At 71.7% G+C, this 13,774-nt stretch carries 11 protein-coding genes; 3 read left to right on the top strand and 8 right to left on the bottom strand.

What is annotated here, in order from left to right:
- Positions 1–50 precede the first annotated feature (50 nt).
- The 5 genes from ACWDR3_RS12985 to ACWDR3_RS12965 all read right to left on the bottom strand — a co-directional run bounded on the left by ACWDR3_RS12985 (position 51) and on the right by ACWDR3_RS12965 (position 5,177).
- The gene (locus ACWDR3_RS12985; RefSeq protein WP_450352544.1) at positions 51–1,226 is read right to left on the bottom strand and encodes an MAB_1171c family putative transporter; all 1,176 of its coding nucleotides are present in this window, start codon (positions 1,224–1,226) and stop codon (positions 51–53) included.
- Positions 1,223–2,695 (bottom strand): MAB_1171c family putative transporter, encoded by a 1,473-nt coding sequence (locus ACWDR3_RS12980; protein ID WP_450352543.1) that lies wholly within the window; start codon positions 2,693–2,695, stop codon positions 1,223–1,225. The genes ACWDR3_RS12985 and ACWDR3_RS12980 overlap by 4 nt, the downstream gene beginning before the upstream one ends.
- Complete coding sequence (locus ACWDR3_RS12975) at positions 2,692–3,156, bottom strand: toxin (protein ID WP_450352590.1); 465 nt, start codon at positions 3,154–3,156, stop codon at positions 2,692–2,694. The genes ACWDR3_RS12980 and ACWDR3_RS12975 overlap by 4 nt, the downstream gene beginning before the upstream one ends.
- 102 nt (positions 3,157–3,258) lie before the next feature.
- Positions 3,259–4,527 carry an MAB_1171c family putative transporter gene (locus ACWDR3_RS12970; RefSeq protein WP_450352542.1) on the bottom strand — a complete coding sequence of 423 codons (1,269 nt, stop codon included), beginning with the start codon at positions 4,525–4,527 and terminating at the stop codon, positions 3,259–3,261.
- On the bottom strand, positions 4,524–5,177 hold the full coding sequence (locus ACWDR3_RS12965; protein WP_450352541.1) for a toxin-antitoxin system, toxin component family protein: 654 nt from the start codon (positions 5,175–5,177) through the stop codon (positions 4,524–4,526). The genes ACWDR3_RS12970 and ACWDR3_RS12965 overlap by 4 nt, the downstream gene beginning before the upstream one ends.
- A gap of 246 nt (positions 5,178–5,423) precedes the next feature.
- On the opposite strand from ACWDR3_RS12965, the gene arfA reads away from it, so the two are divergent.
- Positions 5,424–6,944, top strand: a complete 1,521-nt coding sequence (arfA, locus tag ACWDR3_RS12960) for an arabinosylfuranosidase ArfA (RefSeq protein ID WP_450352540.1) — start codon at positions 5,424–5,426, stop codon at positions 6,942–6,944.
- A gap of 26 nt (positions 6,945–6,970) precedes the next feature.
- Here the strand turns inward: arfA and ACWDR3_RS12955 are convergent, their stop codons facing one another.
- The gene (locus ACWDR3_RS12955; protein ID WP_450352539.1) at positions 6,971–8,089 is read right to left on the bottom strand and encodes a hypothetical protein; all 1,119 of its coding nucleotides are present in this window, start codon (positions 8,087–8,089) and stop codon (positions 6,971–6,973) included.
- Positions 8,090–8,224: 135 nt separating this feature from the next.
- The gene (locus ACWDR3_RS12950) at positions 8,225–11,161 is read right to left on the bottom strand and encodes a beta-galactosidase (protein WP_450352538.1); all 2,937 of its coding nucleotides are present in this window, start codon (positions 11,159–11,161) and stop codon (positions 8,225–8,227) included.
- A gap of 78 nt (positions 11,162–11,239) precedes the next feature.
- Between ACWDR3_RS12950 and ACWDR3_RS12945 the strand changes: the two genes are divergently transcribed.
- Positions 11,240–11,698 (top strand): RrF2 family transcriptional regulator, encoded by a 459-nt coding sequence (locus ACWDR3_RS12945; RefSeq protein WP_450352537.1) that lies wholly within the window; start codon positions 11,240–11,242, stop codon positions 11,696–11,698.
- Between the two features lie 216 nt (positions 11,699–11,914).
- On the opposite strand, the gene ACWDR3_RS12940 is transcribed toward ACWDR3_RS12945, so the two are convergent.
- Entirely contained in the window at positions 11,915–12,760 is an 846-nt protein-coding gene (locus ACWDR3_RS12940) for an intradiol ring-cleavage dioxygenase (RefSeq protein ID WP_450352536.1), read from the bottom strand.
- A gap of 261 nt (positions 12,761–13,021) precedes the next feature.
- On the opposite strand from ACWDR3_RS12940, the gene ACWDR3_RS12935 reads away from it, so the two are divergent.
- Positions 13,022–13,678: a DUF4360 domain-containing protein gene (locus ACWDR3_RS12935; protein WP_450352535.1), complete on the top strand. Its 657-nt coding sequence runs from the start codon at positions 13,022–13,024 to the stop codon at positions 13,676–13,678.
- Positions 13,679–13,774 lie beyond the last annotated feature (96 nt).

Here is a 13,774-nt window from a genome sequence, read left to right as displayed (position 1 = left end):
CCTCGCACTCGGCCACGTGGTCGGCCACGGGGCGGGAGCCACGGGCACACTCAGCCATGGGAAGCCCTCACGGTACCTTCACGTACCGAGCCGCCGGCGGGGGGCGTCGCCAGGGCCTGGGCCAGCTCGACCAGGCCGCCCGGACCGGCCACCTCGGTCGCGTGCAGCCGGTACGTGCTCGGCGGGTCGAGGGGCCGGGCCCGTGCGGCGGCCCGGCGGGCGGCGTCGGCGAGCATCGCGGCCTCCGCCAGGACCCGTGCCTGATGCGTGTCCCGGCCCGAACTCAGCGCCGCCCGCCGGGCCTTCTCGCGTACGTCGTCGTCGAAGTAGGGCGCCAGCGCCAACAGGGCGTCGTGGATGGAGACTTCACGCCAGCGCAGCCGGGCGAGCGGTAACTGCCACCAGGCGGACGGCTGTTTCGGCGCGGTCGACACGAACCGCACCCGTGCCCACAGCGGGCCCAGCCGCCGGTACTCGCCCAGGCTGCGGCAGTGCGCGGCGACCGGCGGCAGCAGCCGCGGCAGCACGAAGCCGGCCGAGCAGAACAGCGCGCCGAGCGAGGCCAGCGGAGGCGCGACCGAAGTGGACAGGAAGTCGAGGTCGTGGCCGTACCAACGCGCCACCACCGCCGTGTACTTGGTCGCCTGGAAGCCCAGCACGTCCAGCACCGCGCCGGCCAGGATCAGCCGCAGTCCGGTCCTGAGCAGGCCGGTCACCTCACGGCCCCACTTGAGGCACACGGCGCACATGACGACCATGGCCGCGGTGTGCGCGAGCAGGTAGCACAGGATCATCTCGCGCATGTACGGCGTGTTCGCGTAGTACGTGTCCAGGTCCCGCAGCCGCTCCACGGGCGCGTCCGCGAGCACGAACAGCACGACGATCGCGACGACCAGCAGCCCGTACGCGATGACGCAGGCCAGCGCCGCCCGCCGGACCCGCTCGGCGGGACCGCCTCGCCAGTGGATCAGCAGCACGATCAGGGAGCAGCTGTACGCGGTGAGCATGCCGTAGGTCAGCGGGGCACCGAAGTTGGGGATGCCGGTGAGTTCGTTGACGGCGGCCAGCGTCAGCGGCGCGGAGCACGCGAAGACGAGCGAGCCGAGCACGATCGCCACGCAGGTCGACAGGGTCAGCGGATCCCGCGCGACGGTGCGCGGCCGGCGGAACAGCAGCCCCGAGGAGAGCGCGAGCGCGCACGCGGCCACATAGACGACGAGACTCACGCGGCCCCCGTCGGCACCCGGACCCCCGCGACGACGGAGCCCTCCGCCAGCACGTCGGCGATCCGCACCAGCACGTCCACCTCCGGCACCAGCACATCCACTTCCGGCACCAGCCCGGGCGCCCCCGCTCCCGCACCCGCGCCGGAGGCGCCGGCCGGCCTCGGTGAGCCGCCCGCCACCCCGACCCCGGTCCGCCTTGCGAGCCCGTCATCTCCTGCCACCGGCAACACCCGCCCGGGAGCCCCTGCGCCGGACGCGCCTGCTCGTCCCGGCGAGCCGCTCGCCGTCGCGGCCCCGGTCCTGCCCGTCGCCCCGGACCCGGCCGGCCCCGCGAGGCCGTCGTCCCTTGTGCTCGGCGACACCCGCTCCGCGAGGCCGCCTTCGCTCCCGCGCGCGGCTCCGGCCCCGGGTGCCGCCCACGCAGCCGACGTGCCGGCGTCCATCCGATCCGGTTCCTCGCCGACCGCGGCCACGATGACCGTCGCCCAGGCCGTGGCCTCGGCCCGGTCGGCGTCGCCGGTCGTGTGGAGCACCGCCTCCCGGGTGCGCTCGTACAGCGTGTGGTCGAAGTACGCGTCGAGGTGGCTCAGGCCGTTGTGGATGCTGGTCTGGCGCCACACCAGCCGGGTCGTGGGGGAGGACCAGCGGGGGCGCGGCAGGCGCAGCGCACGCCGGTTCAGGATGTCGGCCAACTCCCGCTCCAGCGGGGCGAGTCGGGCGTACGTCCGGCGGGAGCGGCGCCATGCGCTCAGCCGGGGTCCGATCAGCGGGAGCAGGACGCCGACGACCGTCAGGACCGCGCCGAGCCCGGCCGCCGCCGCGGAGACCTCGGAGCCGAGCGCCGTCCAGTCCCGCCCGCACCAGCGGGCGACCACGGCGACGAGCTTGCTCACGCTGTACCCGGCGTTGCACAGCGTGCCGATGCCCAGCGTCAGCAGGCTCGCGCGCAGCCAGCCGCGGACCTGGCGGGCCCAGCGCAGCGACGACACCGTGGTGACGGTGGTCGCGGCGAGGTGTCCGACCAGGTAGAGGACGATCATCTCGGCGATGAAGGGGGTCGTCGCGTAGTAGGTGTCCAGGTCCGTGCGCCGCTCCACGGGCGCGTCCCCGAGCGCGAACATCGTCGCGATGCCGAGCACGATCAGCGCGTACGCCACGACCCAGCGGCGCGCGACGCGGTGCACGTGCGGTCCGCCCCGCCAGTACACGATCAGCACCTGCGCGGCGGCGCTGTACACGGCGATCGACGCGTACGTCAGCGGCGCGGCCAGGTTGGGGACTCCGCTGACGCCGTTGACGTACGCCACCGTCGGCGGGGCCCCGAGGAAGAAGCACAGGCCGGCCAGGCCCAGCACCACGCAGATCGCCCGGAGATAGGGGTCGTGGCGGTGGCGGCGCAGGTCGGGGGATTTGACGAGCAGCCCTAGCCAGAGGATCCCGCAGCTGACGTAGTTGATGAGACCGCTCATCTCTGTGTCCCACGGTGGTTGAGCGCGGCGCCTATGCGGCCGGCGAGGTCGGGGGAGTCGTTGCCCGCGGACGCGAACACGGAGTCCGTGGACGCCTCCAGCCAGGTGCGCAGCCGGCCGCCCATCAGCATCCCGAACCGGTCGGCCTCCTGCTCCTCGGCGAGGCTGAAGTCGGTGCGGGCACCGCCGGTGCCGCCCTGGCGCATGTGCCACACCTCGTGGCAGAAGATGACGAGTTGATGCCAGGGCGCGGCCCGCCGGTCGACGACGACGTCGTCGTGGGCCTCGCCCTCCAGCCACAGTCCGCTGGCCGTGTGCGGCGGGAACACCGCCCGGTGGACCAGGACCTCACGCCCGCGCCAGGCGCTGACGGAGTCGACCAGCGCCTCGAACAGGACCTCCGGGTCCGCGGGGATCGGCACCCGGATGGGGTCCACGAGGACGTCGGCGAGACGACGCATGTCCCTCTTGGTCCCCACCGCGCATCTCCCTGTCGGCTCGCACCGCGCCCCCCGGGGCTGCTCGGATGTTCGACGGCCGTGTGTGCAACAGCCGACATGTTCTCAGACCGCGTGATCCTCCGCCGGAGGATGCGAGGGATGAACCGCGGCCGAAGGCCGCGCCGAGGGTGACACCTGAGCCGTGAATCCCGTTCCCGCCCCGGCACGGACCCGCACCGCCAGCAGTTCGTCCGGCCGACGCAGCGCACGCGACACCGCGCCGATCTCCCGCAGCAGGTCCGTCGTGTCGCCGTCGTGGTCGCCCGCCCCGTCCGTCGCGTGGTGTCGTGCGGCGACGGCGTCCTGGATGCTCACGGCGGAGGCGAGCGCCTTGGCCCGGCCTGACTCGAAGCCGAGGGCGAGCGCGGCGTCGTAGGCGGAGCGACGGCGGTCCTCGTCGATGTGCCGGGCCAGCGGCAGCAGTACGTCCCGGATGAACGTCTCCCGGCGGATCAGCCGGAGTTCGGGCGTGGCCCGCAGCAGGAACGGCGTGCCGCCGCCGTTGACCGTGCGCAACAGCAGGTACAGCGGCCGCAGTTCGCGGTGGGCGAGCCGGACTCGCCAGCGGTCGTGCAGGTATTGGCCGGCGTGCGGCAGGATGAAGCCGATCGCGATGAGGATGGCCGACAGACAGGCGATCGGCGGCGCCACCCCCGTACTGAGCCAGTCCAGGTTCCGCCCGGTCCAACGGGCCGCGACCGCTGTGAGTTTGGCCGCGTCGAAGGCCAGCTGGATCGCGTAGCCGACGCCGAGGAACTTCAGCCCCCAGCGCAGCCACGCGTCGAGTCCGTCGGTGCGCACCCAGTTCCAGATCAGCCAAGCGGTGATCAGCGTGGCCACGGTGTGGGCGAGGAGGTAGAGCAGGATCATCTCGCGCAGGTACGCGGTGTTGGCGTAGTACGTGTCCAGGTCCCGCAGCCGCTCCACGGGCGCGTCGCCGAGCGCGAACAGCACCCACAGCGCGACGATCACGCCCGAGTAGGTGGCCACGACCCAGCGCATCGCGCGGACGGTCTGCGCGGAGCGGTCGGCGAGGCCGTTGCGCCAGGCGATGATCAGCAGCAGACAGGAGCCGCAGAACGCGGTGAGCAGTGAATACACCCAGGGCGCCGAGATGTTGGTGACGCCGGTGACCCGGTTGACCCACGCGATCGTGGCCGGCGCCACGAACACGAACACCGCGCACGCGAGCAGCAGCAGACCGCCGACCGCCCGCAGCAGCGGGTCGCTCCACAGCCGGATGATGGTGGGCAGCTTGATGGCCAGCGCGGCGGTCAGCACCCCGGCCGGGATCCACCAGAAGGACGGATAGAACTCGTTGACGAAGCTCACCGCGGCGGCCCGCCGCGCCCGCGGTAGCCCAGGGACCGCTGGAAGGGGTCGAGGTCCCCGTCGGGACTCCGCCCGTCGAGCATTGGCCGGAACGCGGCGGCGAGCCGGTGCCCGAAGTCGTCGGCCTCGGCCTCGTCGGTCTCCCGCGAGCCGTTGCGCGCGGCCACCGTCAGCGCCGCGTCGGTCCACTCGCGCCGGTCGGCCAGGGCGTGCGCGGCGGCCGGTCCGGCCACGTGGTGATGGCCGTGCGCGGCGTGCAGGTGCCACAACTCATGGCCGAGGATGACCAGTTGCTGCACCGCCTCGGCCCGCTCCTCGACGATGACCAGGTCGAAGTCCTGGAACTCCACCCACAGCCCGGTGACCTCGATCTCGTCGGGGAACCGCTCGAAGCGCAGATCGAGGGGCCGTCCGCCGCGCAGCGCGCTCATCTCCTCGCACAGCGCCCGGCACAGCTCGCGCACCCCGGCCGGCGGTTCCGGTCGGGCCGCCACCGCGGCCCCGAGGCGGGCCGTCAGCTCCCGCATCCCCGAGCGCGTCCCGAAGTACGCGCCGAAGTGCGTGCCCGAGCGCGGCCCGGTGGCTCTTCGCGAGCGCATGAGAGCAGCGGCGATCCCGGCCGCCTTCCTCCGCGCGCCCGCGATGTCCATCGTGCCCCTTCCCGCCCGGCCGCCGGGCGGCAGGGCTGTTCGAGCGTACGCGGCAGGTCCGGTCCACGTCATGTGATCCGGTGGGAGTGGTTCAGCTCGGAACCACCCCTCTGGCTGGAAAGTTCCGCCCGGACCATTGACCGAGAAAGCGCTTCCTCCTTACGGTCCTGTTCGAGGATGCGAGCGAGAGTCGATATCCCGGACGGCCGCCAAGCCCGTTCCAGCCCCCGTTCCCGAAGGGTCCCCATGAGCACCACCACCGCCCGTTTCACGCTCGACCCCGCCTTCACGGTCGGCGAGGTGAACCCCCGACTCTTCGGATCCTTCGTCGAACACCTCGGCCGCTGCGTCTACACCGGCATCTTCGAACCGGACCACCCCACCGCCGACGCGGCCGGAATCCGCACCGACGTCCTCGACCTGGTCCGCGAACTCGGCGTCACCGCCATCCGCTACCCCGGCGGCAACTTCGTCTCCGGCTACAAGTGGGAGGACTCCGTCGGCCCCGCCGAGGACCGCCCCCGCCGCCTCGACCTCGCCTGGCACTCCCTGGAGACCAACCGCTTCGGCCTCTCCGAGTACATCGACTTCCTGCGCAAGATCGGCCCTCAGGCCGAGCCGATGATGGCGATCAACCTCGGCACCCGCGGGGTCGCCGAGGCCCTCGAACTCCAGGAGTACGCCAACCACCCCGCCGGCACCGCCCTGTCGGACCTGCGCGCCGCGCACGGCGACAAGGACCCCTTCGGCATCCGCATGTGGTGCCTGGGCAACGAGATGGACGGCCCCTGGCAGACCGGCCACAAGACCGCCGAGGAGTACGGCAGGCTCGCCGCGGAGACGGCCCGCGCGATGCGCCAGATCGACCCGGACGTCGAACTCGTCGCCTGCGGCTCCTCCGGCCAGTCCATGCCCACCTTCGCCGAGTGGGAGGCGACGGTCCTCAAGGAGACGTACGACCTGGTCGACCACGTCTCCCTGCACGCCTACTACGAGCCGCACGACGGGGACATCGACTCCTTCCTCGCCTCCGCCGTCGACATGGAGTCCTTCATCGACAACGTCGTCGCCACCTGCGACCACGTGGGCGCCCGCCTCAAGTCGAAGAAGAAGATCAACCTCTCCTTCGACGAGTGGAACGTCTGGTACCTCTCCCGCTGGGAGCAGCACGCCAAGGACCACGACCCCGCCGACTGGCCCGAGGCGCCCCGCCTGCTGGAGGACAACTACAGCGTCCTGGACGCCGTCGTCTTCGGCTCGCTGCTCATCGCCCTGCTCCGGCACGCGGACCGCGTCACGGTCGCCTGCCTCGCCCAACTCGTCAACGTCATCGCCCCGATCATGACCGAACCGGGCGGCCCCGCCTGGCGCCAGACGACGTTCTTCCCCTTCGCCCAGGCCTCCCGCTTCGGCCGCGGCCAGGTCCTCGACGTCCGCGTCGACTCGCCGACCTACGACACCAAGGAGTACGGCGAGACCGACCTGCTGCACGCCACCGCCGTCCGCGCCGACGACGGCACCGTCACCGTCTTCGCCGTCAACCGCAGCCGCACCGAGCCGCTCCCGCTCGAAGTCGCCCTGCCCGGCCTGGACTTGACCTCCGTCGTCGAGCACAGCGCCCTCGCGGACGCCGACCCCGACGCCCGCAACACCCTCACCGACCCCGACCGAGTCACCCCGCACCCGGCCGAGGGCACCACCCTCACGGACGGCACCCTCACCGCCGTACTGGAGCCGCTTTCCTGGAACGTGATCCGGCTCGCCTAGTTCCTCCAATTCCCCTCTTACGAGGCTCAGTTCTCGATGTGCACCTGTGCGGGTGGATACGGGTACGAGGACGTCGTGCCGACGGACCAGTAGCCGCCCGTGCCGGGGACCGTCGCAAGGGCGGCGGGGAGGACGGGAGTTGTCGCGGTCGGGCCGCGCTCGCTCACCCAACTGCCGTTCTCCCAGCGGAGGTAGTGCGCGCGGGTCTGGTCCCAGAAGTCCCAGCCGGCGATACGGTCGGGGCCGCCCTGGCCGTCGTCGACGATCCCGGACAGCATGCCGACCGTGAACGGGGCGGTGACGTAGGTCCAGTTGCTGCCGTCGCCGTGCATCAGCGTGACGCTCGGCGGTTTGCCGGGCGGGCCGCCGACCCCGTAGGAGTAGCCGGTCAGCCAGATGTCGTCGTCGGCGACCGGGAGGAGGCCGGTGACGGAGGCGCGGATGCCGGGTGGCGTGGGCAGTTCGGTCCAGGCCGTGCCGTCCCAGCGGGCGATGAGGGCGCTGTCGTAGACCCAGACGTCACCCGAGGGCAGGACGCGCAGGCCCGACGGGGTGGCGGTGGTGCCGCTCGGGGGCGCCGGCACCCAGGTCCAGTCGGTGCCGTGACCGTGCAGCAGGAGCAGGCCGTCGCTGGAGCGCCCGGAGATCCAGGTGTCGCCGTCGGCGCCGAGCGCGACGTCCGTGAGGGAGGTGCCGGAGGCTCCGCGGCCGGGGAAGTCGGCGTCCTGCCAGGTCACGCCGTCCCAGGCGAGCAGCCGGTACCCGCCCGTCGTGCCGTGACCGAGCGCCCAGGCGCGGTCGGCGGTGCCGGCGACCGCGTGCAGGTATCCGCCGAAGCCGAGGTGGGAGAGGTCGACGCGGCTCCAGACCGAGCCGTCCCAGACGAGGGCCAGCGGGGTCCCGCGTGTGCTGCCGTTGCGGCCCTCCTCGCCGACCGCCCAGGCCAGACCGGGTCCGGCGGCGGCCACGTCCAGCAACTGGGCGGCCGGGGCGCAGTCCGGAGCCGGGACGGCGGTCCAGTCGTGGGGCACACCCGCGCTCGCCGCCCTCACCGCGCCCGCACTGGCCGCTCCCGTGCTCGCCGAGACCAGACCGAGTCCGGCCCCCGCCCCCACCACTCCGCTGATGAATCGCCGTCTTCGCACGGGAGTTCCCCCTCCACCGTCCGCGGCCTCATGGGCCCATACGGTGAACCAGCCTGCCGAAGAAGGCAATGCGGGCGTACGTCCCTTTCAGGTCACGCCCGCACCCGGCACCCGGCGCCGCTCACCCCGCGCCCCTCACACCGCCGTCACCGGCACCCCGCCCGCCGCCGAGCCCAGCAGCGTCAGACCCACCTCCGCCGGACCCGAGGCCGTGGTCCCGTCCGAAATGACCGCCAGGGCAAGGGTGTTGGTGCCGCGGGTGCGCAGGATGCCGTTCGGCAGGACGAAGGTGTGCTGCGGGCCGACGTCGTTGATGTACTGGCCCATGTTCCAGCCGTTGAGAAAGATCTGGACGCGATAGGCGCGGGCCACGTCGTCGTTGAGGATCAGCCCGATCGACGCGTCGATGCCCGCGTCGACGGCGAGCTTGAAGCTGCGCCGGTACCAGGTCACGCCCTGCCGCTTCGCGGTGTTCACCAGGTCGCCGAGCGCCCAGTCGCCGTCGCCGAACTCCGGCAGATGCCAGCCGTTGCGCTCCCCGTGCAGCCCGCCGTTGTTCAGCGGCCCGCGCACCGGATCGGCCGCCCCTTCGCCCTGCAGCCGCCAACTCACCTTCGGCGCGGCCCCCTTGAAGGTGACCGCGGTCAGTCCGCGCGCCGCCTTGTGGGTGTCGGTCGACTTGCCGTCCATGTCGTGCTGCATCCGCCGCACCAGCACGGACAGCACATGCGCGCCCGAGGTGCGCAGCGCCTGCGGTACCGCGAGATCGGCGGTCGCCGTCCAACTCCCTTGTCGGACCGATGTCTTGTCCGGCACCGGCATCCGGTGCGCGCCCAGCGGCTGCCCGTCCAGCCAGGCCAGCAGCACCCCCTGCGTGCCCGTGCTGTAGGCGAGGGACACGGCCTGCGCGCCGGTCGCGTCGGTGAAGTGGCCGCGGTACCAGACGTCGCCGTAGTGGAAGCCGTAGTCGTCGGCGAAGAGCACCGGCTGTCCGGCGGGGACCGGTGTGGTGCTGAACGAGGTCGTGCGGTCGGCCGTCTTCCAGGCGGAGTCGTCGAAGGCCAGGGCGGCCTCCGGGTTCTCGGTCTTCTTGCGCCAGCCGTCGGCCAGCGAGGGCAGGGCGACCGCGCCGACGCCCGGCAGCGGCTGCGCGGCCCGCAGGCTCCCGGAGGGGGTGGCGGCGGTCGTCAAGTCGTTGTCGTTCCAGGTGACTTCGAGGATTCCGCGCGGCCCCCACACCTCCAGTTCGGCGTCCGTGACGGTGTCCCCGGTGAGCGCGACCGTCACCCCGGTCACGGTCACTGTCCGCACCAGGGCGGGCCCGTAGGCGAGGACCGACCCCGACGGGGTGTCGTAGGGCCACAGCCGCAGGGAGGTCTCGTCGTCGGCGAGCAGCAGGAGCAGCGGGGTCGCGATGCCACCACCGGACACCAACACCCGTGTGAGCCCGCCCAGTACGGCCTCGATCCGCAGCAGCCCGTCCGCGTACGTGGAGGTCGCGTCCCCGTCCAGCACGGCCACCGTCGGCTGGATCTCGCACTCGATCGCGGTCACCGTCGGCTCGCCCGTCGGCCCGGTGAGCACGGCGATCTCCTGCCGTCCGGCGGTGAGCGCCAGCATGGGCTGGGCGGTGGAGTACCGCACTGTCCGCCGCCCCAACTGGATCCCGGCGGCGAGCAGTCGCGCGTCCTTCGCCGGCACGGTGACCGGCGCGTCGATGCTGGGCACGGTCGAAGTGACCGCCTTCGTACCGTCGTTGCGCAGGACGTAGACCTGGGCGCCGGTGTCGGGGTTGGCCAGGTGGTACGCCTTCAGACCGGTCACCGTGACGTCCGCCGCCCGGTCGAGCTTGGCGAGGTCGGGCACGTGCTGGACCAGATGCCCGAGCTGGTGCATGGGGACCAGCTTCGCCGTGGGCTGCCGTGCCTCGTCGATGGCGGCCCCGTAGTCGTACGAGGTGTAGACGCAGGGCGCGGGCAGCCAGCCCCAACTCGTGCCGCCGTAGGTCATGTAGACGTTGTGCAGGGTGATGCCGTTGGCGAGGTTGGTGAGGTAGAAGCGCCGCTCGTACGCCGCGTCCCGGGTGCGCCGCGACTCCTCGTACCCCTTCCCCTTGAACTCGACCCCGCCCCACGGGTCGAACCAGCCGCCCCCGAACTCCGGCACGAAACCAGGGGTGTCGGGGCTGGCGGTGGCCCCGCCCTTCGCGCCGCCGATCCCGAAGTCCCCCCAGTCCGGCGGGGGTTGGCTGGGCGAGGGGTATCCGTCGAAGCCGTACAGCCAACGGCCCTCCTCCCCGCCCGTGTCGAAGCTCCCGGGGGTCCAGTAGCCGTTGCGGCCGTTGTCGTTGTGGAAGAGGGGCACGTCGATGCCGTCGGCCCGCACCTTCGCGTACAGGTGGGCCATGTAGTCGCGGCCGGCCGGCTGGTCGACGTACGCGTTGTACTCGTTCTCGATCTGGTAGAGCAGGACCGTGCCCGCGCCGTCGGTGTACTGGTGCCGGGCGACGATCGCGTTCACCTGGGTGAGGAACTCGTCGACGTGTCCGAGATACGTCGGGTCGGAGGTGCGGGCCGTGCCCTTGGTGGTGGTCAGCCAGCCCGGGTAGCCGCCCGCGTCGATCTCGGCGTTGATGTACGGGCCGGGGCGCAGGATGACGTAGAGACCGGTCTCGGCGGCCATGGTGAGGAACAGGTCCAGGTCGCGGACGCCGGTGAAGTCGTAGCTGCCTGGGGCGGGGGAGTGGTAGTTCCAGGAGACGTAGATGCTGACCGCGTTGTAGCCGTGAGCGCGCATCTTCTGCAGGACGTCCCGCCACAGGGACGGGCTCGGCAGCCGGAAGGGGTGCAGCTCGCCCGACCAGACGACCAGGCGGCTGCCGTCGACCAGCAGCGAGTAGCGGTCGAATTCGATCGTGTGCCGGCGGCCGTCCGCGCCGGGCGGCGCGGGGGCCGGACCGGTGGGCACGCTCGGGGCCGCGTAGGCGCAGCTCGCCGCCCCGCTGCCGCCGAGCGCCAGGCCGAGGGCGGCCGTTCCGGCGAGTGCGCTGAAGGTACGTCTGCTGAGCCCCAAGGAAGCCTCCGTCGTGCGGGTCCGTCGGCGGGCGAATTCGGGGTCATTGTGTACGGAGGGACACCCCACAATGGTCGTATGAGGATCTCGGCACGGGCTGATTACGCGGTACGGGCGGTTCTTGAGCTCGCCGTTCGGCAGGACGGCGCAGCGGTGAAGGCGGAGGCCATCGCCGCCGAGCAGGGCATCCCGCACAAGTTCCTGGAAGGGATCCTCGGCGATCTGCGGCGCGCCGGGGTCGTGGACAGCAGGCGCGGCGGGGGCGGCGGCTACCGGCTCGCGCGCGAGGCCGCGAAGATCACGGTCGCGGATGTCATACGGGCGGTGGACGGCCCGATCGTGTCCGTGCGCGGCGAGCGGCCCACGGGTCTGGAGTACACCGGGTCCGCCCAGCCGCTGCTGCCGCTGTGGATCGCGCTGCGGGCCAATGTGCGCAAGATTCTTGAGGGCGTCACGATCGCCGACATCGCGGCGGACGCCCTGCCGGAGCCCGTGCGGGAGCTGGCGGCTCAGCCGGCGGCGTGGGAGAACCCGTAAGAACGGATGAGAACAGGGGTCGAGCGAGGCTGGTGGGCTGCCGCCCCGGCGTCCCGGTCCACGCCCCTCGCCACGCCCCTTGCCAAGTCGGGAGAGGGCGAGCGGGACGGGGACCGGGTCCGAGTCCGCCGAGGGGCGGCAGCCGGTCGGGGTGTGATCAGCGGTGGCCGGTCGGCCGGTGGCTGATCACCTGGTGGCTGATCATTCGATGGCTGATCAGCTGGTGCTGACGCCGACGGTCAGGGTGGCCGCGTAGCCGTCGGAGACGCTGGACCCGAGCGCGGCCAGGGTCAGCAGGCCGGAGGCGGCGCCGCCGTCGTCGTAGACCGAGTCGTCGGCCAGGGCCGTCTCGGCGGTGGTGTTGTCCGAGTACGGCGAGGAGGCCTGCACCTCCTCGTTGATGTCGGTGTCGAAGAAGAGCTGGCCGGTGTGGACGAGCGTGCCGCCGGTGTACGTGCCGTCGGCGAGGGTCACGTCCGTGTGCACCCGCATATGGACGTGGACGGCGCGCGAGACGTAGTGCCCCGGCCAGATGGACGTGATGGCCGCCTGGCCGCTGGAATCGGTCATCTGCCCGCCGCGCAGGAAGGTGCCGTCGTCGTCCTCCGTGTGGCCGTTCTTGCCCACGAAGCCGGAGTACTCGCCGAGCGCGTCGCAGTGCCAGAGCTCGACCAAGGCGTCGGCGAGCGGCGCGCAGTCGTTGTCCTGGTCGACGACGGTGAAGGTGTACTGGACCTCGACGCCTTCCTTGTCCTCGCGGATGTCCGCGCGGATCAGGGCGCCGTCCAGCGAGTACGGGCCTTCGGTGACCTCGGAGGTGAGGGTGCAGACGCTGCTCGTGGCCGAGTCGGTGGCGGCCGCCTCGGTGGAGACGGTGGTCGATCCGGTCCCGGTGGCGGGTGTGTCGGCCGAGGCGAGACCGGCGGCCACGAGACCGCCCGCCAGGGCCGCGGTGCCGCCGCCGATGAGGACGCGGCGACGCTGGATGCCCTTGTCCCGGCGGTGCCGGGCGGGCTGTTGGCTGTGCTGGTTGTGGTGCTCCGTGTTTCCCGTCATGGCCATGAAGCTAGGGGCGAACCTGAAGGATTCCTTGATGTGCGGCTGTGAAGGCGCTGGGGACGGATCGGTCAACGCCCGCTTATTTCAACAGAGTTCGCATGCTGTGGGAACAGTGTGAATAGCGCGTCTGTGAATGGCTTGAGTTCGACCTGACCGTTCCGTGTGCGGCTTCCTACGATGCGAGCGCGCCGTCGGTCTTCACAGAAACTTCATTGTTTCTTCAAAGACTTGGGGCGCAGCCACCCCCCAACCCAAGGAGAAACCATGCCTGGTGGGCTCCTCTTGAGTGGTGCGGTCGCCGCACTGCTCGCCACCGCGCTGCCGTCCGCGCAGCACTCGTCGTCGCCCGTGTTCGACGACCCGCCCCCGGACAAGATCGTCATCAACGTCGCCACGGTGAACGGCTCGGGCTGCCCGCAGGGCACGACGGCGGTCGCCGTCTCCGAGGACAACACCGCGTTCACGGTGACCTACAGCGCCTATCTCGCCCAGGTCGGCGGCAACTCCGACCCCACGGCGTTCCGCAAGAACTGCCAGCTCAACCTGGTCGTGCATGTCCCGTCGGGCTTCACGTACGCCATCGCGAGCGCCGACTACCGGGGCTTCGCCTCGCTCCAGCGCGGCGCGAGCGCCACGCAGAAGGCCTCGTACTACTTCCAGGGCTCCCCGCAGACCGCGACCAAGACCCACCCCTTCAACGGCCCCTACGACGACAACTGGCAGGCCACCGACAGCACGGACTGGGCTCAGCTGGTGTGGGCGCCGTGCGGAGTGCAGCGCAACTTCAACATCAACACGGAGCTGAGGGTGGCGGCCGGTTCGTCGACGCCCGGTTCGCTCAGCTTCATGACGATGGACTCGACGGACGGCGACATCAGCACGGTGTACCACATGGCGTGGCAGCACTGCCCGACGTCCTGACCGGGGTGTGAGGGAGGGGTGGCCCGCGGTGTCCGGCATGCGGTCATGCCGGTGTTCCGGTCCGCGGGCCACCCCTTTCCGTGGGGGGAGGACTCT

This window comes from Streptomyces sp. NPDC001002 (assembly GCF_053599215.1).
Note: the sequence above shows the minus strand (reverse complement) of the source record. Positions and strands in the feature narration are given on the sequence as shown.

Bases quoted from the DNA above. Each gene is read 5' to 3' on its own strand.
- ACWDR3_RS12980 (WP_450352543.1), bottom strand. From the start codon at position 2,695: ATGAGCGGTCTCATCAACTACGTCAGCTGCGGGATCCTCTGGCTAGGG.
- ACWDR3_RS12975 (WP_450352590.1), bottom strand. From the start codon at position 3,156: ATGCGTCGTCTCGCCGACGTCCTCGTGGACCCCATCCGGGTGCCGATC.
- ACWDR3_RS12965 (WP_450352541.1), bottom strand. From the start codon at position 5,177: ATGGACATCGCGGGCGCGCGGAGGAAGGCGGCCGGGATCGCCGCTGCT.
- arfA (WP_450352540.1), top strand. From the start codon at position 5,424: ATGAGCACCACCACCGCCCGTTTCACGCTCGACCCCGCCTTCACGGTC.
- ACWDR3_RS12945 (WP_450352537.1), top strand. From the start codon at position 11,240: ATGAGGATCTCGGCACGGGCTGATTACGCGGTACGGGCGGTTCTTGAG.
- ACWDR3_RS12940 (WP_450352536.1), bottom strand. From the start codon at position 12,760: ATGGCCATGACGGGAAACACGGAGCACCACAACCAGCACAGCCAACAG.
- ACWDR3_RS12935 (WP_450352535.1), top strand. From the start codon at position 13,022: ATGCCTGGTGGGCTCCTCTTGAGTGGTGCGGTCGCCGCACTGCTCGCC.